Genomic DNA, 26,000 nt, shown 5'->3' with positions numbered 1-26,000 from the left:
CTGGGCCTCGGCTCGGTCGTGTGACTCCGGGTAGAACCGACCCGCCGCTCGCGGCGGTGTCTTGAAAAGGACGTGTCCGCGACCGTGCCGCGGCTCGGCCTGCCCGCGCAGAGGCCTTGCTCAGAAGCCTGTCCGCCCGCAATGGCGTGACTCATTACAGATGTGTCTCTGAGCGACCCCACCCGAGCCAGCCCGCCGAAGTGCTGATATCCCAGAGGAGCTCGCATGACGACAGTCGCCGATCAGTTCGAACACGTCGTCGGCATCGACACTCACGCCCGAACACACACCTACTGCCTCGTCGAGACCCGCACCGGCGGCATCATCGACACGGCCACCTTCCCCACCACTTCTGCCGGCACCAACCGCGCGCTCTCCTGGATCGCTCGACGCTCCCAGGGGACGACGACACCCGCGGCCATCGAGGGGACGTCCTCCTACGGCGCGGGCATCGCGGCGGCGTTGGCTGCGAGCGGGTTCGAAGTCACGGAGATCCGACCGATCGCCAGACCGTCACGCGCCCGCACCGGGAAGTCCGACCCGATCGACGCGGAAGCCGCCGCGAGAAGCGTGATCAGAGAAGACCTCGACAAGCTCGCCCAGCCACGGCGAACCGGGGACCGGACGGCGTTGCGCGTACTCCTGACTGCCCGCGCGCTCGTCGATCAGCAACGCACCGCGAACCGCAACGCCCTCACCGCCCTTGTCCACAGCATCGGCCTCTCGGTCGACGCCCGCAAGCCGCTCACAGACGCCCAGATCGCGACGATAGCAGCCTGGCGCACAAATCGCGACGACGCGACAACTCGGGTGTTCCGCGAAGAAGCACGGCGACTCGCCAGAGCCGTGCTCGAGCAAACCGAAGTTCTGCGAGAGAACCACCGCCAGCTCGGGCAGCTCACTGAAGCGCTGGCGCCGGGGCTGCAGGCAGTCCCCGGAGTCGGAGCCGTGACCGGCGCGATCCTGGTCGCGGCCTACTCCCACCACGGCCGCGTTCGATCAGAAGCTGCATTTGCCGCCCTCGGCGGCATCGCCCCGCTGCCCGCGTCATCCGGCAACACCACCCGCCACCGCCTCTCCCGGTCCGGCGATCGCCAACTCAACCGCGCTGTCGACGTCGTCGTCCGCACACGCCTGAGCTACGACCCCACCACCGTGAGTACGCCTCCCGCCGCCGTGCCGAAGGACTCTCCATCCGTGAGATCCGACGCTGCCTGAAACGCTACGTCTGCCGAGCGCTCTACCGTGAACTACGCACCCGCATGACTTGACACGAGGCATAGAAGCGTCATTTTGGGGGCAGGATATGCGCCTGCGACAGATACGCCGCCGCACGCCGGAGCACCTCGTTCTCCATCTCCAACTCCCGGATCCGCCGCAGCGCTGCGGTCATCTCGCGGCGCTCGTCCGGATCCATCGTCGGGGTCATCCCGTGCGAGCGGAACCGGTCATCTCGCACCCACGTCTGCAGCGCAGTCTTCGAGATCCCCAGATCCCTGCACACCGCCTTCTGGGACGAGCCCGATGCGACCATCGCCACAGCGTCCCGCTTGAACTCGTCATTATAGATCTTCGGCACGATTGCCATCCTTCCAGCACGACCCCAGCCGGGAATCACGCGGTCATGGACTCAACCAAACCTTCAGCAGACCCGGTTTGAAGCGCCCCAGGTTTGATGCCGCATCCTTTTGAGTTGGAAGGATGTATGTCATGCCGAAGAAGATCGATCCCGCGCTCCGTGAGCGCGCTGTCCGGTTGGTGCGGGAGCACCGGTCGGAGTATCCCTCGCTGACGGCCGCGTCGGCAGCTGTCGCCCGCCAGGTCGGTGTCGGCAACGAGTCCGTGCGCCGGTGGGTGCTGCAAGCAGACATCGACGACGGGACCCGTGAAGGGGTGTCCAGCGCAGAGCATGCCGAGATCAAACGGCTCAAGGCGGAGAACAGTCGCCTGCGGGAAGACGTCGCCATCCTTCGAGCGGCGACGACTTTCTTCGCGGGGGAACTCGACCCCCGCAACCGTTGATGCTGGGTTTCATCGACCAGATGAGAGCTGAAGGTCACGCGGTCGAGTCGATCATCCGGGTCCTGCGTGAGCAGGGCGTGAAGATCGCCGCGCGCACCTACCGGGCCCGCCGGCAAGGCGTCGTCGCGTCGCGGACGATCGCGGACGCGCAGGTTCAGGATGCGGTCCGTTCGGCAGCCTGGACCGTTGTCGAACGAGGCGGGAAGATGCGTCGCGTGCTGACACCGGAGGGCCTCTACGGGCGTCGGAAGATGACTGCCCTGATCCGTCGAACCTCGATGCCCGACGCGTCGCGGGGAGCTGTCGATCGTGCCATGCGAGCACTCGGGCTCTCGGGGATCCGTCGTGACAAAGGCGTGCGCACCACGATCCCGCGAAAGACGGGGTCCGTGCCGGCGACCTCCTGAACCGCGACTTCACTGCGCCGCGTCCGGATCACACCTGGGTGATGGACTTCACCTACTGCCGCACCTGGGCGGGCTGGGTCTACGTCGCGTTCATCGTCGACGTGTTCTCGCAACGTATCGTGGCCTGGCATGCGCAGACCACCAAGCACGTCGAGTTGGTGATGATCCCGCTGCGCATGGCCTTGTGGGAACGAGCGCGTGAAGGGCACCCGATCCGGCCCGAGCAGCTCCGTGCGCATTCGGACGCCGGGTCTCAATACGTCTCCCTGGCCTACACCGACAAGCTCGCGCTCGACGGCATCGCTCCCTCGATCGGGTCTGTCGGCGACGCGTTCGATAACGCGCTGATGGAGACGATCAACGGGCTCTTCAAGACGGAGTGCATCCGCACGACGGTCTTCCACGACGGGCCCTACAAGACCATCAGCGACGTCGAGTTCGCGACCGCTGGCTGGGTCGATTAGTACAACACTCGTAGGCTTCACTCGAGCCTCGGCTACGTTCCACCCGCCGAGTTCGAGCAAGCCCACTACGCAGCTCTCAACCGAGAACCGCAACCCGCATAGGAGCGGCAGAGAACCTGGGGCGCTTCACCCCTGCCACATAGTCTGACGCGCGACAACGCCACCCGCCAAGGGCTCATCGGTGGATCAAGGCTTAGCGATGCTCAGCGGTACTCGCCCGGTAGTGTCCGCCCCGATTTGACCCGAAAGATAGGCGACCCGGCCGGCGGGATGTACGGCGAGATGGCTGAAGGCGCCAACAGGTGGAGCAATCCGCGGCGGGGAGAATCGCGCGACGGCTACCATGACGGGCTCCCGAAGGAACTGAACTCGGTGACGTGCTCTCGATAGGTCCCGTACGAGATGCTCAGAACGCTCCTGCCATAGCGAGCCCGGACGGCACCGATTGGCGCGAGCAAGTGGAGCGGGTCGGTGCGGTCCTCAGCCCATATAATGCGGGCGTCACCGTGGCGGACATCCTCAAACTGACTGAAGGCCCAGGGGATCTCGACGAGTCGACTGATGTCGAACCCGCTACCTTCCGCGCTGGGGATGAGTTTGTGTGTCATGTGACGGTCGAACCACTCGGGGCGGGCCGCTCGTCCTCATCTCGTCCGTCGAGGTCGACGGAGGCGCTGAGAAGTGGGATCCCTCCGGCCGTGACGAAAGAGACGTCTAGTCCCGCTTCCTTCTCTTGCAGGCGCACTTCGCGAGCCTGCTTCTTCGGAAGCCCGAACTGTTCGCGACCGAGGATGCCGTGGTTGAGACCTTCAACGAATGTGATCACGGCGTACGCGGAGTCGGCTCCGTGGTAGTCGCATCGCACCGAGACACCGCCTTGCATGTAGGCGGGCCGACGTTCCACAGTTCCGTCCGGCGTGATGAACTCCGCGCCGATGAACTCTGCAACCCACACCCCGACTTCAGGAACATTCCCCGGATAAGCGGAGCCGGTAGAAGGGATTCGAGGATGGCGGGATCGGTGGGATAGGTCATGCCGAGCCACCTCACCTCCACACGTTCCGTGCCCGTCGAGTACAGCGGCGCAAAGGAAGGCATGGAGGTTGCCCGCGGGATTGAGCGTGGGTGGTCCTGATTCATGGTCATCCTTCCGTCGACGGGGCGGCACCTTCGCTCGCCCAGCGCGCGAAGTCGAGCAGTTCCTCGTCGTGGTTGTGACGCGCGACCAGCATGGCGCCCACCGGCAGACCAGGTGTATTGATGGGGATCGACAGCGCCGGGTGGCCGGTCACATTGAACGCTCCGGTATTCGCCAGGACATCCCAGCCTCGCGAGGTTCGCTCGACGTCGGTGATGTCGTGAGAAATCGCCAGCGCATCGATAGGTGAGGTTGGGAGAACGAGGAAGTCCGCCCCGCTCAACGCGGCTTCGACGTCGGTGACCAGGGCGTCCCTCGCGGCAAGTCCTCTGCCGAAGGCGGCCCCGGGTTCGTTGCCTGCAGGCGCTGGGCGGCAAGAATGCTGAAACGAACGGGGGCGGACAGTTCCTCGAAGTTCGATGCGACACCCCGCGCAAGCGCCTGGTGTAACTCTTCCCAGAAGAAGTAGTGCCCTTCCACGGCGCAGACAAGCCACCCAATGTCGCCAGCGCCCCCTCCAAGAAGATGGCGGTTGATATCGGCCCGTGAGCCGTCAGATCCAGATCGGACTGCTCGACCGCGACGCCTCGCCGTGCCCAGTCGTTCAGACGTTCCTCGACAGCCTCCCTGATCCGCGGTTCGGCGCTGTCCATCGCGGATCGCACGACTCGCACAGTGATCGGGGGCTCTCCCGGGCTGGCATCGCGAGCGGATACACCCACGCCTTCGTACGCAGGACTCTGTCGGGCGTCCAATCCGTCCACGGCGCTCAGCACGGCGAGCGTGCGACTGATGAGCTGCGGAGAGTGGGCGAGGATTCCCACATGGTCTAGTCGGGCGTCCATGCCAACGATGCCGGTGTACGGGATGCGCCCGAATGTGGGCTTGAGCCCATAGGTTCCCGTCCATGCCGCGGGGAGTCGCACGGATCCGCCCTGGTCGGTGCCCAACGCCACGTCGATACCGTCGAGAAACAGCGATGCCGCAGCTCCACCGGATGACCCGCCGGCTAGTCGAGACGAATCATGTGGGTTGAGTACGGGACCATACGCGCTGGTGTCGCCTGCTCCTGAGAACGCGAGATCATCCATATTGGTAGTCGCGGCAATCGTCGCTCCGGCTTCAAGGAGACGACGCGTGACTGTCGCATCTCCGGAAGGCACAAAGTCGCGAAGCGCGACCGATCCTGCGGTGAGCGGAATTCCGCTGACCGCGATGGAATCCTTGAGCGAGAATCTCAACCCTTCGAGTGGACCGCCGGCACTGCCCTTGACGTCCACCCAGCGCACCACCGCGTTGTACGGGTCGGTTTGCGCTGGCGCTTCGCTTCGGACGCGCGTGTCTGCGGTCTCCAGCCCGGCAGCGGGGCTATCGAGCCGGCGGCAATGACGAGCGCTTCAACGTACGCGTCAGAATCACGCGAGGATTCAGGGTTCATCTCGGTCATCGTTCCAGGAACCCGGCGCTTCCTCGCCCCATCCGCTGGCCAGGTTGCCGACGTAGGTGAAGTCGACCCGCACTGCCGAGAATTGCCACTGGCCGTCAGAGAATCGGAACTCGTCCTGATAGCGCCCTAGCGCGACGACGGAGTCGCCTTGGCTGGTGGCAAGTTGCAGAAGGTCCCAGTGTCCGCGGGCGGTGATGACGTCGTCAGCGACGACGATTCGAGGGTTCGTCAGCAGATGAACTGCCCACGGGAACACGCCCTCACCGATCCCCGCATGAATCGGGAGATCTCATCTCGTCCGCGAACTTCGGGATATGTGTTGCTGACCCAGGACCCGTCTTCGGTGAACAGTGCTGCGATGGCGTCGCCGTCGTATCCGAGATCGCACAGACGAGCGTACTCGGCTTTCAGATCGGCGATCTGGAACTTCGCTTCGAGAGCGGCGACCCTGTGCTCCAATGACATCGCCGTGCTCACTTCCGCGCCCTGGACAGCGAGCTAAAGCGACCCGAGGTGAAGGCGACCGCGGCCAGGAGCACGACGCCTTTGAGGAGGGACTCGATGTAGAACGGCAGGCCGAACTGCTGAAGACCGGCCACGAGCGCGGCGAGAACCAGAACCGCCACAATGGTGCCGATGACGTTGTATCTGCCGATTGTGTAGATGGCCGCTCCGAGGAACACTGCGGCGAAGGCGGGCAGAAGGAAGCCAGCTCCGACCTGCGGGTTCCCGGACCCGAGAATCGCTGCCTCTGCTACTCCGGCGATACCAGCGACCGTCCCTGAAGCGACGAACGAGGCCACAGTGAGACGGTGAGTGGGAAGGCCCGCGAGACGTGCCGCGTCGTTGCTGTCGCCCATTGCATACAGATACCGGCCGGTGGGGGTCTTCTCTAGCAGCCACCAGATCGCGACACAGATCACTGCCGCGTAGACGACGGGCAGCGGAATCCCGCCTACTCGACTGCCCAGGGCACGGAAGCTCTCCGGCACATTGAGCGCGAAGATCGACCCGTTCGTCCACCACAGCGCGATCCCGAGCGCGATGCTTCCCATGGCCAGTGTGGCCACCATGGAATTGATTCTGAGCCAGGCGACGGAGATGCCGTTCAGCAGGCCTATGAACGAGCCGGTCAGAACGCCGGCTACACACGCGAGCCATGTAGGCGCTTCGAAGAACTGGAACATGCCGATGGAAACGATCATCGATAGTGTCAGCACGCTCGCCAGCGAAAGATCGAAGTAGCCCGCGACGATGGGGATGAGCATTCCGACGGCGAGCATGAGCCCGACGGCTTCGTTGCTGAAAACGGCAGTGACGTTACTTGCAGTCGGATACGTTCGCGGCAGAAGGACGCTGAACAGAACCACGATCACGACTAGCGCGTAAAAGCCGTACCAGCGAGGTTCTGCCAATCGCCGGAACCTAGATGTTCGGGTGGCGGCGACGGGGTCGCCAGTCGCGTCTGTAGATTCTTGCGTTGGGGGTGCGGTAATCGTCATGATCTTTCCTGCCTGCCGGGTTCTAGGCATCATCGCTTGCAGCGAGATGAAGGAGTTGCTCTTCTTTGGTGTCCGCAGGGTCAACTTGACCCTTCAGCTGTCCACGTCGCATGATCAGCACGCGGTCGCTGAGTTCGAGGAGCTCTGCGAAGTCTGAGGAGACCACCAGGACACTCATACCGTCGCTCGCGAGCTTTCGGATCGCGTCGTGGATCTGGAGTCTGGCGTGGACGTCGACTCCTTGTGTGGGCTCGTCGAGGAGGAGCACTTTGGGAGCGAGCCGCGCCCAGCGGCCAATGATTGCCTTCTGTTGGTTGCCGCCGCTGAAGAGCCGGAACACCTTCTCCGGGTCCCGGGGACGAACGTCGAACTGCTCCATCGTTTCCGACGCCGAGCGCGTCTCTGCTTTCCGGCGAATCCAAAACGGGCTGGCGAAGCTGTCCATCGAGGCGATGGTGACGTTGTCCGCCATAGTCATCGTCGGCAACGCACCATCTTTCCGGCGATCCTCCGGGACGAAGCCGATCCCGGCCTTCCTGGAGTATCGCGGGCTCCCTGAGCGTAGCGGAGTGCCGAAAAGCTTGGTCTCTCCTGCGTGCAACGGTTGCGCCCCGTACAACAGTCTGAGGAGTGTGCTTCTGCCGGAGCCCAGGAGTCCTGCGATCCCCACTATCTCGCCTCGCCGAATTTCGATGGACGCGTCTTTCACCTTTCCTCCGCTGATGCCGGAGGCAGAGAGCGAGACGGGCGCGTTGTTTGGTGCCCTGCTCGTGCTCAGTGCGGCGGGCGACCGGTCCGCGGTGCCAACCATCGATGCGGCGAGTTCCTGCTTGGTGAGCTCGGTCGTCGCGGTCGTGTCCACTCGTTTTCCGTCACGGAGAACGGTCACGCGGTCGGCAAGGTCGAGCACCATGCTGAGGTCGTGCGAGATGAACAGAACCGCGACACCCTCCGCTGCGACTCGTCGGACCATGTCTGTCACGAGTTTCACTTCGTGTTCGGGGAGCGAGGCAGTGGGCTCGTCGAGAACGAGCAGCCGTACCCCTCGGTCAGTCCAGAGGTCTTGTACGGCGCGGGCGATGGCGACCATCGTTCGCTCTGCTGGAGACAGGTCTGACATCTGACGCTTCGGATCGAGGTGCGGCACACCCAAGCGTTTGAACACGTGCTGTGCGACCTGATCTTCACGTCGCCGGCGAACGTGCACGCGCGAACTGGAGCGGAACCCGGACCCTACCGACACGTTGTCTGCGACAGTCAGGTGGGGAAACACGACCGGATCCTGATGCAGGAACTGCAGTCCGAACTCACCTGCGCTGGCGGGTGTGAGGTCGCCGACGACCTGGCCGTTGACCGCGATCTCTCCGCCGTCGAGCGAGTACACTCCCGCCAGCAGCTTCACGAGGGTCGACTTCCCGGACCCGTTCAGACCCGCCAGCGCATGTACTTCGCCGCCGTGGAATGTCACGGTGACCTCTGACAGTGCCCGCTGGTTTCCGAAGATCTTTGTGACGGATCGCACTTCGACGGTGTGAGGCATTGTCACTCCACCCCCACAGCGCACGGTACTGACTCTTGAAGTCGACGTCGCCGTCCCAGCCTTCGAGTCCGATCTCGTCGATGTTGGTGGAGTCGACCAGCTTCAGGCTGAGCACGTCCGCGGCGACGGTCGGATCCTCGCCCGCGAAGATCCTGTTCATCGCGTCGATATCGGTCCACCCATCCACTCGTTCGGGAAGGCGGTCGATGCGCTCTGCTCTCCGGTGCGGATTCGCTCGAGCGCGGCCGGGATGCCCTGCGATCCGAGCACGATCTTGTCTTCAGCGCCCACCGCACGCAGTCCTTGGGCTACGGAGGCCACTGCGTAGTCGTAGTCGATGTAGATGGTGTTGAAGTCGGGGTTGCGCTGGGCCATCTGCTGGACCATTCGAGGAACGGAGGTTGCGAGGTCGGCGAAGGTGAACGTCTGCTCCTCCACTACCTCACAGTTCGCGCACTCCGCGAGTCGGTCCTTGAAGGCCTCGTATCTGGCCTCCAGCACTTCGAATCCGGTGTCGTGCAGGAGGAGTGCTTTGACGTTTCCGTCCGTCTCGGCAATCGCATAGTCGGCGAGGAGGGATCCGCTGTCCTTCCACACTCGCTCCGACGGCGTGCCCGAGAAATCAACGAGGTCGGTCTCCAGGGCCTGCGAGGCGATGGTGACCACCCCTCCTCGCGTGCCTGTGCGAGCGAGGACTGAATCGTCGACGGGTTGATGGAGACAGTCAGGATTCCATCCGGGTTGAGGGTCAGAGCCTGCCGGACCGCAGCGTTCTGGGAGTCGGCGGTTTCCTTCCCGTCGACGATCTGTGCTCGCCATCCCAACGCCTCGGCCGCCTCTTTTGCCGCATAAGCGGGTTGCGCGCAGCCCTCGGATGCGAGGGCGCACGGGACGATCACGACGAACTTGTCCGGTTGTGCGGCTGGACCCGTCTCCGGCGCCCCTCTCATTACTTCTGCCCGCGCGGCGTCTACCCGCTCACGTGCCTGCTGCACGACCGGATCGGAGCCTGACGCAGTTTCGACCGGGCCCGGGTCGACAGAGGAGGCGCATCCGGACAGGAGTATCGCCATCGCCACACCGCCGGCGACGAGAATCGACCGGACCTGTCGAGGATGCGTCGAACGCTGGAGCTGTCTGCGGATCACTGCTCCACCCCCACATCTTCAGATATGCAGCCTCGAAGTCGACGTCACCGTTCCAGAGCCCGTCGATGTTCTGGTCGAGGGCGACCTGTTGATCGATGAGCTTGCGGGTGAGGACTTCCGTTGCGGGATCCGGCGACTCTCCGGCGAAGATGCGATTCATGGCGTCGATGTCCGCCCAGCCGATCCAGGCGAGAGCATACGCGGTGGTCGCGGACTGGCCGCCGCCGTCCCTGATGAGTTGGATAGCTGCAGAGGTTCCATCCGAGCCGAGCACAATCTTTCCTTCTGCACCGATCGCACGCAGGCCCTGGAGTACGGACGGGACGGCGTAGTCGTAGTCGATGTAGAAGGTATTGAAGTCCGGGTGGCGCTGCGCCATCTGCTGGACCAGGCGCGGAACCGACGTTGCCAGATCAGCGAACGTGAAGTTCTGATCTTCCAGAATCTCGCAGGTGTCGCATTCGTCGAGCCGATCGATGAACGCCTGGTGCTGGGGCTCGAGGACGTCGAAGCCCGTGTCGTGAAGGACGAGCGCCTTCACGTCGCCTTCGGTCTTCACGATGGCGTAGTCGGCGAGAAGCGACCCGCTGTCCACCCATGTCTGCAGCGAGGGGATGTTGGAGAAGTCGACGAGGTCGCTCTCGGTCGCCGATGAGGCGATGACTTTCACCGCCTGGCTCCGCGCGAGTTCGAGGGAGCCCTGGATGGCCGTCGGGTTGATCGCGAACGTGATGATGCCATCCGGACCGAGGGCGAGTGCCTGCTGGACGGCGGCATTCTGCGTGTCAGCGGTGTCCTTGCCGTCGATGATCTGTACCCGCCATCCGATGGCCTCCGCGGCTTCCTGCGCGGCCTTGGCCGGCTGCGCGCAACCTTCCGAGGCCAGTGAGCAGGTCACGAGCACGACGAACTTGTCCTCCTGGACCGGGGGCTCTGCTCGGGTGCTCCGATTTCGACGGGGGCCTGCGCGGCTGCGACGCGCGCCTGTGCCTCTTCGACGATTGCCGAGGATCCTGCCGAGCTTTCGGGGCCGGCCTCGGGGTGCTCTGGCATCCCGCCAACAGCACGCTGAGTGCCGCGACCGCGATGATCGCGGCCTTCCTGGTCTTCTTGGTGGTGAACATCATTGTCCTTCTGTATGAGTATTGGGTCGGGTGTGTGCAGGGGTTACTGCGGGGGTTGCCCGGGCTTTGTGGCAAGACCGAATCGGTTTGCCGCCCAGTCCGTGAGGTGAGGGGTCATCAACTCAAAGGCCACGCGAAGATGCTGAAAGCGCCAAGCATCGTCAACGAGTACGAACGTGTTTCGGTAGGTGCCGGCGAGCCACCCGGCCTGCTCATCGCCGCTGCTCCGGTCGGTGCAGGGCATGAGCAGATGCCAGGAGCCGTGGGCGGTTCGGCTGTCCTCCGCGAGGTCGATGCCAAGCGGCACGTTAATGTGCATCGACCAGGGGTACATCGGTCCCGCCGTGGCGAAGTGCTCCGCGATCTGTACTCGACCCTCGCAGCGAACGCCGAGTGAGCTCTCCCAGACTCCGTCCTCAACGAACAGATCGGAGATCTGCGTGGGAGGGAAGCCGTCGTCGCAGAGTGCGGAGTACGTGGCTTGCAGGCGTGCGATGTCTCGCTCGGCGCGGAGCTCGAGAAGTAGGCGCTCATCCATGAGATGCCATCGTTCCGCCGGCGAAGCTCGCGTTGATCGTGAACGTCCGGCGTAGTGCGTCGGCGATGCCAGCAGCGGATGGGATGACTGCCTGCGCGAGGTGGGGCGCGGCAGGAATGCGGACATCGGGGGTTCCGATTCGAACCACCGGTGAGGCGAGGCGCACCCCGTGCTCGGCGACGCGCGCCGCAATCTCCGCACCCACGCCGCCGGTCGTGTGTGCTTCATGGACGATGACGAGCCGGCCGGTGCGCTCCACACTTGTCAGTACCGTCTCGTGGTCCAGGGGCGGATCCAGCGCATGTCGATGACTTCGACGTCGATGCCCTCTCGCGCGACTGCCTCGGCTGCCTCCAGCGCAGCGAACTGCGTTGACCCCAGGTGACCAGGGTGATGTCGCTGCCCTGACGTCGCACACGTGCACCATCGATGGGCTGAATCGGCGCCCCGTAGGTAACGTCCACCTTTTCGCCGTGGTACAGGGTGCGGTTTTCGATGACGACGGTTGGATCGTCGCTCCAGATGCTGGTGAGGAGTAGGTCGTAGGCATCTTGCGCCGTTGTGGGCATGCAGACCTGAAGCCCGGGGATGTGGGCGAACAGCGCTTCGAGCGACTGGGAGTGTTGTGCGCAGGCGCCGGGGCGTTGCCCTGTTGCGTGCGCACCGTGATGGGTGAGCCGAGCACTCCTTGCGAGACGTATCGAACGTTTGCCGCTTGATTGACGAGCTGGTCGAGGGCGACGAGGGAGAAGTCGGCCCACATGATCTCGACGACGGATCTCATGCCGAACAGTCCGGCCCCGACCGCGCCTCCCAGGATCGCGGACTCGGAGATCGGCATGTCGAAGACTCGGTTGCCGAACCGGCGGTGGAGACCTTTGGTGACGCCGAAGACGCCACCAGGTAGGGCTACGTCCTCTCCAAAGACGAGGACTTCTGGGCGTTCCTGCAGCGCTCTGGTGAGGGCGGCGTTGACGGCCTCGGCGTAGGAAGATCGTTTGATGGTTGTCTCAGGCATAGAGGTGCTCCAGAACGGTGTCAGTCGGTGCGAGTTCGTCTGCGAGCGCCTCGGCCGCCGCGGTTTCGATCTCGTTCTGCACGCTGGCGTGTAGCTCGTCGAGCTCTTCGCGGGTGCGGCCGAGGCCGATGAGCTTCTGCTCCAGGCGCACGATGGGTTCGACCTTCGAGACCTCGTCCAGCTCGCCCTCGGGGCGGTAGTGCTGGACATCTCCGATGTAGTGGCCGACGAGGCGCTGCGTGATCAGCTCCAGCAGGACAGGGCCTTTGCCTCGTCGGGCGCGCGCGACAGCTTGGGCGACGGCGTCCGCGACGGCGGCGGGGTCGTTGCCGTCGACCCGCGCTCCAGGCATGCCGTAGGCGTTGGCCCGGCGGAACAGTTGGTCGACTTTGACCATCGCGGAGATGGGGGTCAGTTCGGAGTAGCTGTTGTTCTCGACGATGAAGATGACGGGAAGGGAACGTATTGCAGCGAAGTTCATCGCTTCGTGAACCGCTCCCTGGTTGAGAGCGCCGTCGCCGAACGATGCGACTGAGACTCGTCCTGACCCGTCGAACGTTGCGGCAAGTGCTGCACCGGTCGCAATGGGTGCGCCTGCCCCGACGATGGAGTTTTCGCCGAAGAATCCGTATTCGGGTGCGGTGAAGTACGCGGAGCCGCCGCGGCCACCGCTGATACCGGTGGAACGTCCGAGCAACTCGGCGAGAATTGCGCGCGGCGGCACGCCGCAGGCGACTGCCCAGCCGTGTCCACGGTAGGTGGGGAAGACGGCGTCTCGGGTGAGGTCGAGTGCTGCGCATGCGCCGACGTAGATGGCTTCCTGACCGTTGCACAGATGGACTGAGCCAACGATCTGATTTTCCGCGCGGAGCTGAGCGATCTTCTCTTCGAGCGCGCGGATCCGTCGCATTCGTGTGAGATGGTCCCAGAGCTTCTCGTTGTCGTTCATGTGCTCGTCTGCTTTCCGTCGTCGCCGCCGATGGAGACGACGATCTTTCCGAAGTGGGTGTTGGCGGAGAGGGCTTCGAGTGCTTCCTCCGCGCGGTCCAGCGGGTAGATTGCGCCAACGACCGGCCGGATCTCGTGGGTGGAGACGAACCGGAGCATGTCGGCGAACTCTTGTGCGCTGGCCATTGATGTGCCGGCTATAGATATCTGTCGGAAGAACAGGTCACGAAGATCCAGCGCCACCTCGGCGCCCGCCGTCGCGCCAACACTGACCAGCCGGCCGCCAGGGCGAAGTGCAGCGACCGCGCGTGAGAAAGTGGGGGCGCCGACGGTGTCCAGGACGAGGTCAACTCGTTCGCCGAGCGCTTTGGACCAGTCGCTCTCGGTCAGGAGCGCGTCAGTTGCGCCGAGTTCGAGGGCGCGTTCGAGCATCTCGGGTCGTCGCGAGGTGACAGTGACGCGGGCGCCTATAGCTCGTGCGAGCGAAAGTGCGAGGAGGGCGACCCCTCCCCGATGGCGGGGATCAGCAGGTGCTGGTCCGGGCGAAGGTCACCGACGGAGAAGAGCGCTCGGTATGCTGTCATCCCGGCCAACCCCAGCGCAGCAGCTTCGTCATCGCTGAGGTGAGCCGGTGGGGTGGCGATGTTGTTGGCGGGAACGGACACAAACTGTGCCAGCGTCCCCACCGCGGGTCACCGAGTATCTCCGGGACTATCGGAACGTCGCTCGGGTCGTCCCAACCCAGGCATGGGTTGATGATGACCCTTCGTCCGATCTTCGAGGCGCTCACTCCTGCGCCGACTTCGACGACGACGCCGATACCGTCCGATCCCAGCACGAGCGGCGGGGTGGACTCAGTCCGTGCATCCATGACGAAGACGTCGTGTCGGTTAAGGCCCGTCCGCTCGAGGGCGATGAGCACTTCTCCGTCACCGGCGCGTGGGGTCGGGACGAGCTGCTGCTGGATACCTGCCGATCCCGCACGATCTTGATGGACGGCAGCGCGCATCTCTGCGGGGGTCATTCGGCCACACCCCATCGGGCGAGGTACTCGCCGCGGTAGTCCGTGTCCCCGTCCCACATGCCGTCGATCTGGCCGGCGTTCTCGGCGGTGATGAGCTTCACTCCGATGGGGTAGGAAGCGGTCGCGGGGTCCTCGTCGGCCAGGATGTGGATCAGCTGGTCAACTGCTGCCCATCCGATGCCGCGGAGAGAGAACGCAGTGGTGGCTGTCTGACCACATGCGGACGCAATGCACTGCGTGGCATCCTGCGTGCCATTGGACGCAAGGATCGTCTTGCCTTCGAGGCCGAGGGAGTCAAGAGCCTGCAGGATCGGGGGCACCGCGTCGTCGTAGTCCACGTACAGCGTGTTGAAGTCGGGGTGGCGCTGAGCGAGCTGCTGCACCAGGCGCGGCAGTCCGACGACGAGGTCCGCGGAGGTGAATGTCTGTTCCTCGAGGACGGCACACCCCTCGCACTCGGCAAGACGGTCGAGGAATGCCTGATAGCGCGGTTCGAGGACGCTGAAGCCGGTGTCGTGCAGGACGAGTGCCTTGGCCTCCCCTGCCTGATCCGCGATTGCGACATCTGCCAGCAGGGAGCCGGTCTCCGAGTAGATGTCTAGCGTCGGGTTCACCGAAGAATCAACTAGGTCCGACTCCTGTCCCGCGGAGGAGACAACGATGACGCCCTGCTCCCGGGCCGCAGCGAGGGATTGCTGGATGGTGGGCGGGTCGATTGCGAAGGTGAGGATGGCATCCGGTGACAGTGCCAGGGCCTGCTGCACGGCGGCGTTCTGGGTGTCGCCGGTTCCCTTTCCATCGATCATCTGCACTCTCCAGCCCAGAGCCGTGAGTGCCTCCTCCGCGCCGATGGCTGGTTCGGTGCAGCCGGGCTGGGCCTGGTTGCACGGCACGAGGACAACGAATCCCTTGTCCGTTGGCGCTTTCACGCCGGCCCCGTCCCACGCCACGTCCACGGTTGACGTTGCGGCGTCGGTTCTCGCTTGCGCGTCCTGGACGATCTCAGAGTTGGAGTCGCCTGACGGTGCAGTGCCGGGTGCGGCGCTCGACGCACATGCGGTGAGAGCGAAGGCGAACACAACGGTGGAGATCGTTGCGAAGACGGTCCTGCGTGCCATGGGGAACCTTTCGAGTGTCGGATGGGGAACGGGTAGCGAGGCCGCTGGGCCAATCACCCCGGCGGGCTGGGATGCGACTTCTTGTGGAGGAACCGCGTTGCCAGCGCAGAGGCTTCGAGCACGGCGGAGATGAGTTGCGGCTTGGTCTGTTCGAACCGCTCCGAAGGGACCGACACCGTGTAAGCGCCCACAGGTAGCCCCGAGGGATCGACGAAGGACGCAGCGACGCAGTGGACACCGACGGCAAATTCGCCGCGGTCGATTGCGTACCCTTGTCGCTTGACTTGAGCGAGTTCAACACGGAGTTCGTCGTAATCGGTGATGGTCGCCGGTGTGAGCTGCGCGAGAGAAACCCCTTTGAACAGCGACTCGATCTGATCATCCGGGAGATGAGAGACGATGGCCTTGCTGGATGCACGGGCGTGCAGGTCGCCTCCGAAGCCGACCTCTAGCTTCATGACGTTGGTCGCTTGGGTTCCTGCAAGGTAGTTCTGAAGGATCACGGCAGCGTCCTGCCATCTCGAAATGTAGGTGGTCTCCCCATTTGTGATGTTGTGCAGACGCGCGAGGATCACATTGAGCTCAGGCGCGACGGACACACGCACTTGCACCTGCCGTGCGGTGCTGAATGCGCGTGGGCCAGGTTCGTACTCACCGTCGTCCAGTCGGGTCACATGCCCGGTGACTACGAGGGTTCGGAGGATGTGATAGCAGGTTCCCTGCCGAATCCCGGTCTCCTTGGCGATTCGCTTCGCGTTGACCGGGCCGTTTGCCGCGATGAAGTCGAGCACCGCGAGACCGCGTTCCAGCGTGGACAGTGTCGTCTGTTCTGGCTGCCCGCTCATGCCGCACCCGCCAACACGATTGCAAGCACCTTGGCGGCGGCAACGATCTCGGATACTTCGACGCACTCGTTAGGCGAATGTGCCAGGGTCACGTCGCCGGGGCCGAAGACGACTGTCGGAATACCCGCTCCACCGTAAAACGCGGCGTCCGAACCTGCCGTGAATCCGACCAGCTCAGGGCTGCGGTCCAATGTTTCGTGAGCACGGACGAAGGATTGGACGAGGTCGCTGTCCGTCGGTGTCTCCCAACCACGGAGCCCGTCGTTCCCCCAGGCAATCAAGGCGGATGGTCGATGAACCACGGGTCGTCGTTCTGGAGGCTCTGCACTGCATCGATGATCATCGCCCGCATGTCCTGCGGGTCCTCGCCGGGAGCCAGTCCGATCCGGCCCGACATCGTAGCGATGGCGGGGATCGATGCCGGATAGTCGCCGGCTGACACTTGGCCGATGGCGAAAGGAAGACCTGTCGGTACGTCGGCGAACAGCTCGTGCGAGTACTTTTCGGACCGCTCCTGGGCGAGCTTCATCAATGTGGCGCGGACGGTCAGAAGCTTTTCGAACGCATCCACTCCGCGCCATGGCGCTGATGTGTGCGCAGCTCGCCCCGACACGGTGATGGAGAAGAACTGGAGACCAGTACTGATGGGGACAATCCTGCATCCTGACGGCTCCAAGACCACAACTGCCGCGGGAGCCCTCGAGTCATTCTCGAGCACCAGCCTCGTTCCCACGCCCGTCGTCTCTTCGCCAATCACAAGTTCCAGACGGACGTCGTGGGCGGGCATCACGTTACTCTTTTCCAGAGCACGTATTGCCAGGACGGCTGACGCGATCCCACCCTTCATATCGACCGATCCCCGACCGTAAAGCCGGCCATCGACCACGCGGCCTGAAAACGGGGAGAGCGACCAGTCCGCTGGGTCCCCGGTGGGACGACATCTAGATGCCCGTTCAGCACAAGAAGACCAGCGTCGCGACCGCCGAACGTGGCGACGACGTTGGCGCGCTTGCCCACCCGCTTCTCCCCTTCTCGCAGACGTGAATCGGCGAGCGGCTGAGTTTCGACCATCCACCCGAAGGACCTCAGCGCCTGTTCGTAGAGCTGCACGACGGGCTCTTCATAGCCCGTGACGCTTTGTGCTTGAACGCTCTGCCCGAGAAGTTCGATGAACTCTGGTGCGAGCGCGTCGACGGCGGCCAACAGTTGATCGGTTACGTGCTTCACGACCATCCCTTCGTTGCGCCGGTCGTCTGATCGTTTGATAGTGCGCCAGTGCGTGTTCTAGTTTGCAGATGTGAACCAGAATTTCGTTTATATGAAATATCCACTCTTTTGACGCCTTGCGGGAGGGCCTCGGCGGATACGGTGTGCCCATGACGGATCAGACTTCGGCCTCAGAAGCTCACGTCCTGCTCGCCCGGCACCGCCAGGTGATGCCGGACTGGATGGCGCTGTACTATGAGGAACCCCTGGAAATCGTGTCGGGCAGTGGCCGTCACGTCGTCGGCGGCGACGGCAGGACCTATCTCGACTTCTTCGGCGGCCTCCTCGCGACCATGGTCGGCCACGGTGTGGAAGAGATCGTGGAAGCGATCCGTTCTCAAGCAAGGAAGCTCCTGCATTCGTCCACGCTCTATCTCATCCGTCAGCAGGTGGAGCTGGCCGAGAAGATCGCCAAGCACTCGCGCATCCCCGACGCACGCGTATTCTTCGTGAACTCCGGCAGCGAGGCCGTGGAGACTGCTTTCCTGATCACGACCACCGCCGCAAAGAGCAACCAGGTTCTGGCTCTACGAGGGAGCTACCACGGACGAACGTTCGGCACCGTCGCGACGACGGGCATCCGGGCTTGGTCCGCAACCAGCCTCAGCCCGCTCCAGGTGAGTTACGTGCACAGCGGCTACCGGTATCGCAGTCCATTCGGCGCTCTTCCGGACGAGCAATTCGTGGATGCGTGCATCGATGAGTTGCGAACCATCATCGAGACCACAACCAGCGGACAAGTCGCGTGCATGATCGCGGAGCCGATTCAGGGCGCCGGCGGGTTCGCCTCACCCCCGGACGGCTTCTTCCGTCGAACGAAGGCGGTTCTCGACGAGTACGGAATTCCTCTCGTTTCGGACGAGATCCAGTCGGGGTGGGGACGGACCGGTCGCGATTTCTTCAGCATGCATGCGCACGGCGTTGAACCGGAGGCAATCACCTTCGCGAAGGGCCTCGCAAACGGGATGTCAATCGGCGGAGTCGTCGCCAGCGCCGATCTGATGAATGCGGTCCAGGCGAACTCGATCTCCACCGCCGGCGGGAACCCGCTGGCGATGGCCGCGGCGAATGCAACTCTGGACTACATCCTCGACCACGAGCTTCAGGCCAACGCAGACGCTCGCGGCAGGGAGCTGCTCGTCGGCCTCCGGTCACTTGCCGAGTCGCATCCCGGCATCGGCGAGGTGAGAGGAGAGGGACTGATGATCGGTGTCGAACTCGTCGTCCCCGGGACGAAGACCCCGAACGTCGCCTACACTCTGCGCATCCTAGAGAAGGCACGTGAACTCGGCCTGCTCATCGGCCGCGGCGGTCTGCTGGGGAACGTACTACGGATCACCCCGCCGATGTCGGTCACCAAAGACGAGTGCCTGACAGCACTCTCGATAGTCCGAGACGTGTTTGCGCAAACCGCGCCGTAGGACGGCATGCTCGATCCGGCGCGCTGTCAGCAGGCTGTTTCGCCAGCCACACGCCGAGTGTGGGCGGGCAGCCGCGGCCCGAAGTCCTTTGCGCTACTAAGACCGGCACAAAGGCGTCCATTCCGAAGTACGACCGATCTGATCAGTCAGGAGAAACGCTCATGCGCGTTGGTGTGCCCGCAGAAGTCAAGAACAATGAAAGCCGCGTCGCAATCACGCCCGCAGGTGTTTACGAGCTCACCCGGCGCGGCCACGACGTCCACGTGCAGTCAGGCGCAGGCGAAGGCTCAGGCCTCACCGACTCAGCTTTCGAGGCGGCCGGAGCGACCATCTCAGCGACCGCTGCGGCGATCTGGGAAGACGCCGATCTTCTGCTGAAAGTCAAGGAGCCGGTCCCCTCCGAGTACCCCCATCTTCGGGCAGACCAGGTGTTGTTCACGTACCTCCATCTGGCGGCGGACCGGCCGCAGACGGAAGCGTTGATCGATTCGCGTACCACCGCAATCGCATACGAAACCGTGCAGGCAGACGATCGGAGTCTGCCGCTACTGTCCCCGATGAGCGAGGTGGCGGGCCGTCTAGCCGCTCAGGTCGGCGCGTATCACCTCATGAAGGCCGTTGGTGGCGCCGGGATCCTGATGGGCGGGGTTCCGAGTACGCCGAAGGCCAAGGTCGTCGTGATCGGCGGAGGAGTAGCCGGCGAGCACGCAGCCGCCAATGCGCTAGGTATGGGTGCCGATGTCACCGTCATCGATCTCTCCCTCATCCGTCTTCGACAACTGGAAGCTCGGTTCGGGCAAGCCATCCAGACACGCGCATCGTCTCGATACGAGATCGCCGAGCAAGTGGCGGCAGCTGATCTGGTCATTGGATCCGTCCTCATCCCCGGAGCTCAAGCTCCGAAGCTCGTCACGGACGAGATGGTCGCTGGAATGCGCCCCGGATCAGTACTGGTGGACATCGCAATTGACCAGGGCGGTTGCTTCGAGGGATCCCGTGCGACCACGCACGATGAACCCACGTTCTCGGTGCATGACTCGGTGTACTACTGCGTTGCGAACATGCCAGGAGCTGTACCAGCCACATCTACGCGAGCCCTCACGAACGCGACGCTCCCCTTCGTGCTCTCGCTCGCCGACAACGGATGGCGTGCGGCCGCCGCTGCCGACCCCGTTCTCGCGCGCGGAATCAACGTCCACGATGGCCACGTACTCAACGCAGGTGTAGCGAGCGCTCACGACCTCGAACTGCTTCCAGTCGAGCGCCTTTTGGGAGCGAGGTAGTCGACAGACCTGTTCGGCGACTGCCTTAATTGAGCCTGCGAGCAGTGGCCCGCGGTAGAAGACATCTATTGGATAACACACCATCACCGACCTGTAAGAAGCGCCTCCCAAGGCGACGAAACTGGGTCAGCGGGCGAGGTCCGGCGCGTTCTCACCTTGCCGTTGGGATGAGATCTTTGCACGGCGCTCGTCCAGAAGATCGTCCAAGCCACGGGGATGACGGCTGGGCCTCCGTCGTCGAACTCCAACGCCCCATGGGTGCATGAGCCGCAGCCACGCTTGCGAGATCCACAAGCGCGACGGGAGTCGCGAGCGGAGGGTGCATGTGGCACGCGATGCTCTGTGATTCCGGTGGCACCGCTGATCGCTGTCGAGTCGACGCGCAGCTTGCCAACCAATCGTGTGGCGTTCGCTGAAGCCAAGATCATCCATGTCATGGAAGGAAACGTCGAGGTCGAGACGACGGACGGCGCGACCCTGCTTGCACCTGGCACCTCGCTCGCGATCGGCGCAGAACACTGGTGTCGGATGCGCCCACGCCCACACGCGCGGATGTGGACGGTCTATGCCGATGAGGGTTTCCTACGCACGCAGATGGGTTTGCTCCTGCCAGACAGAAACCGTGTGCTCCGGGGACTCCATCCAGAGGAATGGGATGGCAGGCCTCTGCTGTTCGCCCCGGGCATCTCACGACTGCAGCTTCTCGAACCCCTCTGGCGTCAGATGAGCGTCCTTCGCGATGAGGCTCCTGTTCCAGAGGTCGTCCGCGCTCGTGCTGTGGAGTTGTTCGCGCGATGGATGAGCATCGTCGCGCCCACCTTCCTCGCACCGGAGTTCGCAGAAAGCCTCGGCCAGCCGGCGGAGTCGGCGCTCAGGCCGATTCGGGGACGGCTCACGGACACTATGACGCTCGGCCATGTGGGTCGGGCTGTGCGGCTGCTCAGAGAGCGGATGCACGAGCCGTGGACGGTGGCGGCGCTGGCGGAATCGGTGGCGCTGTCACGCGCACAGCTGACGCGCCTGTTCGCTGCGCACACGGGCCTGCCACCGATCCGCTTTCTCACCGAAGTCAGGCTGACCGAGTTCGTGCGGCTTATCGAGGAGACCGAGCTGTCGGTCGCCCATGCCGCGCAGATGGTCGGCTGGCCCGATCCGCGGATCGCGTCGGCATGGTTCAGCCGCCGTTTCGGGCTCACGCCCTCGCAGTACCGTCGCAATCCGCATCCGCATCTGAGCAGCCGCGACAGTCGCGATCAGTGTGCTGTCACCAAGGACAGCGGGCAGCGGATGCGTGGACTCGGCATGTGACTCGTGTTTCTCGTCCGGTGACGCGGAACAGACCCCTGCTGCTCGACGGTGAGGTATCCGGCAGGTAGACCGGATGAGACACGTCGGGTTCAGTGATGCACCTGGCGGTCGCCCACTGCTTGTCCGTCGTCCGTCTCGATTCCTCACTGATGCCCTTGGCGCACCTTCTGGTCGCAGGGGCACCCGCCGTGCGCGGTGTGACATGCCGGGAGGAGGAAGCCAATGGAGACAACCGAGGAGCAGCGCGCCGCGCGGGACGCGAAGCTCGACGCGCTGCACGAGCGGCTGGCGGTTGCGGTCGGTCAGCTCTCGACCGGAGACGACTGGAAGCAGGCGCTGGAGTTCGCCGCGAGGTTCCGGTCGAGGAGTTTCGGGAACACGCTGTTGATCTGGGCGCAGCACCTCGACGCTTTCGAGCATGGGCGGGTGTCCGCATCGGAGCCGACCTATGTCGCCGGGTACAAGCAGTGGCAGTCCCTGGGCCGTCAGGTCGAGAAGGGCCAGCCCGGCTACATGATCTTCGCCCCGGTCACCGGCCGGTTCGCGTCCTCGACACCGCAGGATGCCGCCTCCGCGGGCACCTTCTGGTGCACTGCAAGGGCGACGACGCCGAACGGGATTGGTCCACTTGGGCGGCGGACGGATCGAGCAGATCGAGCGAGTGGACCAGCCAGTGACCACTCCCAAAAACGACGAAGCCCTGGTGAAAGTTGCCTCTCACCAGGGCTTTTTGTCGGGATGACAGGATTTGAACCTGCGACCCCTTGACCCCAGGCGTCCAAACGGCTTCGGCCTGCCCGGATTCCGCGTGATTCCGGGCGTCAGATCATGCAGAACACGTCACGGGATGCATGGATTGCATGATTCTGGTCCCCTTCTGGTCCCCTCGTAGGCAAGCTCAGTTCGCGGCCAGAGCCGCGAGAGGCGCTACGGCGGCGTGGAACCTGTTGCCCACGAGCAGCACGACGATCTTGTGTCTGGCTCTGGAGAAGACCACGTAGAGGAGCCGACTTGTTGTGGGGAACGGTTCTGATTCGTAGCCCATGAAGTCTCCCTCCCGCAACACCACGACGGTTGCGTCGGCCTCGCGTCCCTTCGTCTGGTAGAGGTTCATTAGTTGAACCTCTCGCGGGCTCAGCGCCGAGTCCGTGAGCGCCGCGTAACTCGCCTCACGAGCTTCCGCACAGATCGCTGCAACCATCTGACGGTCATCGCGGGCGCTGCTCGTGCGTGCCGCTCGCGCGTACATCACCGAGAGCAGGGTTGCTGCTTGCTGCCAGGCGCCCGACTTCTGCGGTAGTCCGAGCGCGTCGTGTGCCGTCGCCGCTACCTCGATTACCTCCCGAATGGACCCCGCCTCGGAGAGACGCTCTCGAAGAGCGCTCAGGCGAGCTTGCAGGGTCGTGGGGCCTGAACCGTTCATCACCTGGTACGCGATGGGGGCGCCTTCTGCCCACGTTGCGCGCTCGTCAGGAACACGGCTATCGCTTCGAGAACAATTCCCCAGGTGCCATCGCCGGTATGGAATCGCGCCATCGCAGTCTGGGCGTCGAGGGCGGCGGCGAGCGCGTCACTGAGACCGGCAACTTCATGTTCGATCCCGTCGGCTTCAAGTGCATCCGAGAGAGCCGCGAGCATGTCGTTATGGTGCGTGAATACTGCCACGCCCATATCTTTCGCGGCTAACTCGCTAACGACCCGTGCGACGTGACTGGTCTCGTCGGAGAGTGGTATTCCGTCTTGGATGACCAGTCTTTCGTCCTGGATGGCGGCCGCGATGGCCTCTGAGTCGAACAGGCGTCCCCTGATGGCGTTGGCGACGGCCGGGATGATCCCGGAGGGGTCTCGGAAGGAGGTTTCTGGCAGCAGGATGGTGTTCTCTGTCCCAGCGGCCGAGCAGGCTTCATCGATGCGCTCCACTCTGACGCCGTCTTCGGCGAGGAACGTGTAGATGCACTGGTTCGGGTCGCCGAGCAGTATCAGCCTGCTGTCGCGGGCAATCAGCTGAAGGAGGTCTTGCTGCGCATCGCCGGTGTCCTGAAATTCGTCGACGATTACGAGGCCCCATCGGGTGCGAAGGTGTTCTGCGACAGCAGGTGCGGCCTGAGCGATTTCGAGTGTGAGCGGGATGAGCCTGCTGTATCCGATCTCGTGCTGGGCCAGCCCGAGCTTCTCGCGAGCGGGGCTGACGAGGACGGCGTCGCCGTGTCCGACCAGATTCCCGAATCTCCGGACCACGGAGAACGCGAGCGAGTGGAACGTCATGATGTCCACCTGGGAGCCTCGGCGGCCGAGAATCTCGTTTGCGCGGGAGGCTATGCGCGCCACCGAGGAACGAGAGAACGAGAGGAACAGGACCCGATCGTGGGGTTCGCTTTCTGCTACTCGTTCAAGATGGGCGTGAGCTGCGGCGAGCGCGCTGGTCGTCTTTCCGACACCCGCTCCGCCGAGCACGACAGTGAGTTCGGCCTGCGTCGCTACGACTCGCTGCTGCTCCGGGTTCTGCGGGGCGAATGTCATGGTAGATCAGGGATGTCGATGCGTCCGAGCGTATCGCCGCAGACTGCTTCGATCGCGGACCGCGCGATCGGCGGCTGTCGTGTCAGTGCGTGAGCCCAGGCTGCCCCTAGCCCCTGTTTCTTGATCACTTTCGTCGCGATGAGGTGGTCCGCGATGTCGTCGTCGCCGAGATCGGGTGGCAGGGCGGGCATGCCGAAGTCTTCCAGGGTCTCGACCGTCTCTCGGAGCTGATCTCCGGGTACGCCGCGGATGAGTGCGGCCTCCACGGCGGTGCGAGTGGGAAGCACGACGAGTTGTTCGATCATTCCTGCAAGGACTCCGACTGCTGGATCTTCGTGTCCTGGCTTGTCATTGTCGACGATCGCTCGGACGTGGAATCCGAGTTCAAGGGCGATCTCGGCAATGGCTGGGAGCCGGGTAACTCCTCCGTCTGACCCTGGCGGGGCGACCAGGCGGATGCCGTTAGCGGGGAGGCTGTGGTGCGGTTCGTTCGTCTTCCGGAAGAGCCGCGACGCGAGCGCGCCGTACCCCTCGACATCGAGCGGCCCCTCCAGGAGGACAACGGTTCTCGCGCTCAGCGCTGCGAGAAGCTGCTCCAGGATGAGCCTCCGGTTGACTCGGCCCGTCTTGTCCGTGACTGCAGAGAGCTGGTGCTGTCGTCTCTCGCCGTGGCTGACCGTGAGCCGAACCAGCTCACCGGGATCGAATGCTCGTACTACCTCAGGACGGCGCGTTGTGAGGATCGCTTGCCCTGCCGTTACGTGGATGAGCCGCGCCATGTGTTCAGATGACGATGCGTCAAGGCGATCTCCGAAGTCATCGCCGATGATGACGACGCCTGATTGTGCATCTCGCGCGGCTGCGATGGCTTCAGCGGCCGAGAGCACACTCTCGAGAGTCGACCCCTGGGAACGGACGGGAAGGGCCCCGGCCGCACCCATCGAGATCGCTGGTTGAAGCGCTCTGAGGAGGGCAGCCATAGAACCGTCATCCGCCAGAAAACTGATGTCGGCGGAGTCATCGATACCGAAGAGAGTCTGCGGTCCGGAATCAATGACCTTATCCAGAACGCTAGTGACCACCTCCGTCTCAGAGAACGACCCGGTTGCAGCATGGACGGCCGAATCCAGATCGGTGAGGGCGCTGTCCAGGCCACCAGGATCGGCATCAGCAAGGAGTGCTCTCAGGACTCCCTCTGCCCGCAGCTGGAGAGCCGGCGCACTGTCAACGAACTGGACAGGCAGAGACTCACGCTCGATCCGGCTCGCCTTCTTGAACACACCGGCAGCGGGATCACTTCGCGCCGGGTAATCGACCCAGTGCTCGCCGGTGTCCGTATCGAGGTCATATCGTGCGCGATAGCACAGACGTACGCCCAGAACCGCGTCGCCCGCGTTGCTTGGCGTGGCGATCTCCCCGGTTGCCCGGTCGAACGTTTCCAGATTCTCGCTGAGAAGAGTTTCGAGGTCCTCCCCGAGGTCGAGGAGAGTCACCTCTACCTCCGTCAAGGACTCTTCATCGCCGTCAGCAGGTCGGTAGACGTCGAGAGGATTCACGCGGGACCGAGTACTGCGGGCGTCGAAAACCCGGCGCAGGGCCTCGACGATGTCAGTGCGGCCCGCCTGCGGCTCACCTGCAAGCACCATGTTCTCTGGCACCACGAGCGCTGCATGGCGATAACCCCGGAAACGTCCGATACGGATGCGCGCGACCCTCATTGGCTACTCCTTGCATACCCCCCGATGCAAGCTGAGCGCTCGGCTCGCAACGGGACGATGAGCGTGAATCAACGGACCTTCTCCCGCTCGGAACCGGCGGCTCCCATGCCTATCGTCCCACGGACTGTGGTCAGTACCAGGCGGCGACGCACCATGGCCGTCCCGTGAAGACACGCGACGACAGGTTCCGTACAAGCGTCC

Annotated in this window: 24 protein-coding genes and 8 pseudogenes; 6 read left to right on the top strand and 26 right to left on the bottom strand. The window is 63.9% G+C overall.

The window, feature by feature from the left end; all coding sequences use genetic code 11:
• The first annotated feature begins 225 nt into the window (after nucleotides 1-225).
• Nucleotides 226-1,271 (top strand): annotated as a pseudogene (locus KAE78_RS14950) (IS110 family transposase).
• A 20-nt stretch (nucleotides 1,272-1,291) separates the two neighbouring features.
• Here KAE78_RS14950 and KAE78_RS14945 read toward each other — a convergent pair.
• Nucleotides 1,292-1,588 (bottom strand): annotated as a pseudogene (locus tag KAE78_RS14945) (transposase); the annotation flags it as partial.
• A 122-nt stretch (nucleotides 1,589-1,710) separates the two neighbouring features.
• Here KAE78_RS14945 and KAE78_RS14940 point away from each other — a divergent pair.
• Nucleotides 1,711-2,995, top strand: a pseudogene (locus tag KAE78_RS14940) (IS3 family transposase).
• A gap of 236 nt (nucleotides 2,996-3,231) precedes the next feature.
• Here KAE78_RS14940 and KAE78_RS18045 read toward each other — a convergent pair.
• From KAE78_RS18045 to KAE78_RS14840, 22 genes and pseudogenes are all read right to left on the bottom strand, one after another.
• A complete protein-coding gene (locus tag KAE78_RS18045) occupies nucleotides 3,232-3,501 on the bottom strand; it encodes an acetoacetate decarboxylase family protein (protein WP_262927904.1) in 270 nt (89 codons plus the stop codon).
• Nucleotides 3,498-3,848, bottom strand: a complete 351-nt coding sequence (locus KAE78_RS18040) for an acetoacetate decarboxylase family protein (protein WP_262927903.1) — start codon at nucleotides 3,846-3,848, stop codon at nucleotides 3,498-3,500. Before KAE78_RS18040 ends, KAE78_RS18045 begins: the two co-directional genes overlap by 4 nt.
• 187 nt (nucleotides 3,849-4,035) lie before the next feature.
• Entirely contained in the window at nucleotides 4,036-4,314 is a 279-nt protein-coding gene (locus KAE78_RS18035) for an amidase family protein (protein WP_262927902.1), read from the bottom strand.
• Between the two features lie 322 nt (nucleotides 4,315-4,636).
• Nucleotides 4,637-5,311 (bottom strand): annotated as a pseudogene (locus KAE78_RS20010) (amidase family protein); the annotation flags it as partial.
• A gap of 147 nt (nucleotides 5,312-5,458) precedes the next feature.
• Complete coding sequence (locus tag KAE78_RS18030) at nucleotides 5,459-5,734, bottom strand: nuclear transport factor 2 family protein (RefSeq protein WP_262927901.1); 276 nt, start codon at nucleotides 5,732-5,734, stop codon at nucleotides 5,459-5,461.
• Complete coding sequence (locus tag KAE78_RS20005) at nucleotides 5,707-5,943, bottom strand: nuclear transport factor 2 family protein (RefSeq protein ID WP_411156042.1); 237 nt, start codon at nucleotides 5,941-5,943, stop codon at nucleotides 5,707-5,709. Before KAE78_RS20005 ends, KAE78_RS18030 begins: the two co-directional genes overlap by 28 nt.
• An 8-nt stretch (nucleotides 5,944-5,951) precedes the next feature.
• The gene (locus KAE78_RS14915) at nucleotides 5,952-6,848 is read right to left on the bottom strand and encodes an ABC transporter permease (RefSeq protein ID WP_223172720.1); all 897 of its coding nucleotides are present in this window, start codon (nucleotides 6,846-6,848) and stop codon (nucleotides 5,952-5,954) included.
• A gap of 154 nt (nucleotides 6,849-7,002) precedes the next feature.
• Nucleotides 7,003-8,520: a sugar ABC transporter ATP-binding protein gene (locus KAE78_RS14910; protein WP_223172719.1), complete on the bottom strand. Its 1,518-nt coding sequence runs from the start codon at nucleotides 8,518-8,520 to the stop codon at nucleotides 7,003-7,005.
• 156 nt (nucleotides 8,521-8,676) lie between these two features.
• Nucleotides 8,677-9,186, bottom strand: coding sequence for a sugar ABC transporter substrate-binding protein (locus tag KAE78_RS18025; RefSeq protein WP_262927900.1), 510 nt, complete (start codon nucleotides 9,184-9,186; stop codon nucleotides 8,677-8,679).
• Between the two features lie 59 nt (nucleotides 9,187-9,245).
• Nucleotides 9,246-9,470: pseudogene (locus tag KAE78_RS20000) on the bottom strand (hypothetical protein); the annotation flags it as partial.
• A 28-nt stretch (nucleotides 9,471-9,498) separates the two neighbouring features.
• The gene (locus KAE78_RS14900) at nucleotides 9,499-10,566 is read right to left on the bottom strand and encodes a substrate-binding domain-containing protein (protein WP_223172718.1); all 1,068 of its coding nucleotides are present in this window, start codon (nucleotides 10,564-10,566) and stop codon (nucleotides 9,499-9,501) included.
• A 269-nt stretch (nucleotides 10,567-10,835) separates the two neighbouring features.
• On the bottom strand, nucleotides 10,836-11,330 hold the full coding sequence (locus KAE78_RS19995) for a nuclear transport factor 2 family protein (protein ID WP_223172717.1): 495 nt from the start codon (nucleotides 11,328-11,330) through the stop codon (nucleotides 10,836-10,838).
• Nucleotides 11,323-11,654: pseudogene (locus tag KAE78_RS18930) on the bottom strand (transketolase C-terminal domain-containing protein). The gene KAE78_RS19995 and the pseudogene KAE78_RS18930 overlap by 8 nt, the downstream one beginning before the upstream one ends.
• Nucleotides 11,655-11,866: 212 nt before the next feature.
• A pseudogene (locus KAE78_RS19990) lies at nucleotides 11,867-12,348 on the bottom strand (acetoin dehydrogenase); the annotation flags it as partial.
• Nucleotides 12,341-13,297, bottom strand: a complete 957-nt coding sequence (locus KAE78_RS14875) for a thiamine pyrophosphate-dependent dehydrogenase E1 component subunit alpha (protein ID WP_223172716.1) — start codon at nucleotides 13,295-13,297, stop codon at nucleotides 12,341-12,343. The pseudogene KAE78_RS19990 and the gene KAE78_RS14875, both read right to left, overlap by 8 nt.
• Nucleotides 13,294-13,767: a zinc-binding dehydrogenase gene (locus KAE78_RS14870; protein ID WP_223172812.1), complete on the bottom strand. Its 474-nt coding sequence runs from the start codon at nucleotides 13,765-13,767 to the stop codon at nucleotides 13,294-13,296. Before KAE78_RS14870 ends, KAE78_RS14875 begins: the two co-directional genes overlap by 4 nt.
• A gap of 109 nt (nucleotides 13,768-13,876) precedes the next feature.
• Entirely contained in the window at nucleotides 13,877-14,305 is a 429-nt protein-coding gene (locus tag KAE78_RS14865; protein ID WP_223172715.1) for an alcohol dehydrogenase catalytic domain-containing protein, read from the bottom strand.
• Between the two features lie 11 nt (nucleotides 14,306-14,316).
• Complete coding sequence (locus KAE78_RS14860) at nucleotides 14,317-15,438, bottom strand: sugar ABC transporter substrate-binding protein (RefSeq protein ID WP_223172714.1); 1,122 nt, start codon at nucleotides 15,436-15,438, stop codon at nucleotides 14,317-14,319.
• A gap of 53 nt (nucleotides 15,439-15,491) precedes the next feature.
• Entirely contained in the window at nucleotides 15,492-16,283 is a 792-nt protein-coding gene (locus KAE78_RS14855; RefSeq protein WP_223172713.1) for an IclR family transcriptional regulator, read from the bottom strand.
• Nucleotides 16,280-16,585 carry a M20/M25/M40 family metallo-hydrolase gene (locus tag KAE78_RS14850; protein ID WP_223172712.1) on the bottom strand — a complete coding sequence of 102 codons (306 nt, stop codon included), beginning with the start codon at nucleotides 16,583-16,585 and terminating at the stop codon, nucleotides 16,280-16,282. The genes KAE78_RS14855 and KAE78_RS14850 overlap by 4 nt, the downstream gene beginning before the upstream one ends.
• A complete protein-coding gene (locus KAE78_RS14845) occupies nucleotides 16,561-17,169 on the bottom strand; it encodes a M20/M25/M40 family metallo-hydrolase (RefSeq protein WP_223172711.1) in 609 nt (202 codons plus the stop codon). The genes KAE78_RS14850 and KAE78_RS14845 overlap by 25 nt, the downstream gene beginning before the upstream one ends.
• Nucleotides 17,127-17,516, bottom strand: coding sequence for a hypothetical protein (locus KAE78_RS14840; RefSeq protein ID WP_223172710.1), 390 nt, complete (start codon nucleotides 17,514-17,516; stop codon nucleotides 17,127-17,129). The genes KAE78_RS14845 and KAE78_RS14840 overlap by 43 nt, the downstream gene beginning before the upstream one ends.
• Nucleotides 17,517-17,659: 143 nt before the next feature.
• Between KAE78_RS14840 and KAE78_RS14835 the strand changes: the two genes are divergently transcribed.
• The 4 genes and pseudogenes from KAE78_RS14835 to KAE78_RS14820 form a co-directional block, all read left to right on the top strand.
• Nucleotides 17,660-18,970: an aspartate aminotransferase family protein gene (locus KAE78_RS14835; RefSeq protein ID WP_223172709.1), complete on the top strand. Its 1,311-nt coding sequence runs from the start codon at nucleotides 17,660-17,662 to the stop codon at nucleotides 18,968-18,970.
• A gap of 161 nt (nucleotides 18,971-19,131) precedes the next feature.
• On the top strand, nucleotides 19,132-20,253 hold the full coding sequence (ald, locus tag KAE78_RS14830) for an alanine dehydrogenase (RefSeq protein WP_223172708.1): 1,122 nt from the start codon (nucleotides 19,132-19,134) through the stop codon (nucleotides 20,251-20,253).
• A gap of 351 nt (nucleotides 20,254-20,604) precedes the next feature.
• A complete protein-coding gene (locus KAE78_RS14825; protein WP_223172707.1) occupies nucleotides 20,605-21,561 on the top strand; it encodes a helix-turn-helix domain-containing protein in 957 nt (318 codons plus the stop codon).
• A gap of 222 nt (nucleotides 21,562-21,783) precedes the next feature.
• Nucleotides 21,784-22,134, top strand: a pseudogene (locus KAE78_RS14820) (ArdC family protein); the annotation flags it as partial.
• A 325-nt stretch (nucleotides 22,135-22,459) separates the two neighbouring features.
• On the opposite strand, the gene KAE78_RS14815 reads toward KAE78_RS14820, so the two are convergent.
• The 3 genes from KAE78_RS14815 to KAE78_RS14805 all read right to left on the bottom strand — a co-directional run bounded on the left by KAE78_RS14815 (nucleotide 22,460) and on the right by KAE78_RS14805 (nucleotide 25,799).
• Nucleotides 22,460-22,675, bottom strand: coding sequence for a hypothetical protein (locus KAE78_RS14815; RefSeq protein WP_146008251.1), 216 nt, complete (start codon nucleotides 22,673-22,675; stop codon nucleotides 22,460-22,462).
• Between the two features lie 308 nt (nucleotides 22,676-22,983).
• Nucleotides 22,984-24,081, bottom strand: a complete 1,098-nt coding sequence (locus tag KAE78_RS14810; RefSeq protein ID WP_223172706.1) for a UvrD-helicase domain-containing protein — start codon at nucleotides 24,079-24,081, stop codon at nucleotides 22,984-22,986.
• Nucleotides 24,078-25,799 carry a hypothetical protein gene (locus KAE78_RS14805; protein ID WP_223172705.1) on the bottom strand — a complete coding sequence of 574 codons (1,722 nt, stop codon included), beginning with the start codon at nucleotides 25,797-25,799 and terminating at the stop codon, nucleotides 24,078-24,080. The genes KAE78_RS14810 and KAE78_RS14805 overlap by 4 nt, the downstream gene beginning before the upstream one ends.
• Nucleotides 25,800-26,000 lie beyond the last annotated feature (201 nt).

The organism is Microbacterium sp. NIBRBAC000506063, from assembly GCF_017968845.1.
Classification (GTDB): Bacteria; Actinomycetota; Actinomycetes; order Actinomycetales; family Microbacteriaceae; genus Microbacterium.
The sequence above is the reverse complement of the archived record's forward strand: the minus strand, read 5'-3'. Positions and strand labels throughout refer to the sequence as shown.

Bases quoted from the DNA above. Each gene is read 5' to 3' on its own strand.
- KAE78_RS18045 (WP_262927904.1), bottom strand. From the start codon at position 3,501: ATGACACACAAACTCATCCCCAGCGCGGAAGGTAGCGGGTTCGACATC.
- KAE78_RS20005 (WP_411156042.1), bottom strand. From the start codon at position 5,943: ATGTCATTGGAGCACAGGGTCGCCGCTCTCGAAGCGAAGTTCCAGATC.
- KAE78_RS14910 (WP_223172719.1), bottom strand. From the start codon at position 8,520: ATGCCTCACACCGTCGAAGTGCGATCCGTCACAAAGATCTTCGGAAAC.
- KAE78_RS19995 (WP_223172717.1), bottom strand. From the start codon at position 11,330: ATGGATGAGCGCCTACTTCTCGAGCTCCGCGCCGAGCGAGACATCGCA.
- KAE78_RS14875 (WP_223172716.1), bottom strand. From the start codon at position 13,297: ATGAACGACAACGAGAAGCTCTGGGACCATCTCACACGAATGCGACGG.
- KAE78_RS14865 (WP_223172715.1), bottom strand. From the start codon at position 14,305: ATGCGCGCTGCCGTCCATCAAGATCGTGCGGGATCGGCAGGTATCCAG.
- KAE78_RS14860 (WP_223172714.1), bottom strand. From the start codon at position 15,438: ATGGCACGCAGGACCGTCTTCGCAACGATCTCCACCGTTGTGTTCGCC.
- KAE78_RS14855 (WP_223172713.1), bottom strand. From the start codon at position 16,283: ATGAGCGGGCAGCCAGAACAGACGACACTGTCCACGCTGGAACGCGGT.
- KAE78_RS14840 (WP_223172710.1), bottom strand. From the start codon at position 17,516: ATGGTCGTGAAGCACGTAACCGATCAACTGTTGGCCGCCGTCGACGCG.
- KAE78_RS14835 (WP_223172709.1), top strand. From the start codon at position 17,660: ATGACGGATCAGACTTCGGCCTCAGAAGCTCACGTCCTGCTCGCCCGG.
- ald (WP_223172708.1), top strand. From the start codon at position 19,132: ATGCGCGTTGGTGTGCCCGCAGAAGTCAAGAACAATGAAAGCCGCGTC.
- KAE78_RS14815 (WP_146008251.1), bottom strand. From the start codon at position 22,675: ATGAACCTCTACCAGACGAAGGGACGCGAGGCCGACGCAACCGTCGTG.
- KAE78_RS14810 (WP_223172706.1), bottom strand. From the start codon at position 24,081: ATGACATTCGCCCCGCAGAACCCGGAGCAGCAGCGAGTCGTAGCGACG.
- KAE78_RS14805 (WP_223172705.1), bottom strand. From the start codon at position 25,799: ATGAGGGTCGCGCGCATCCGTATCGGACGTTTCCGGGGTTATCGCCAT.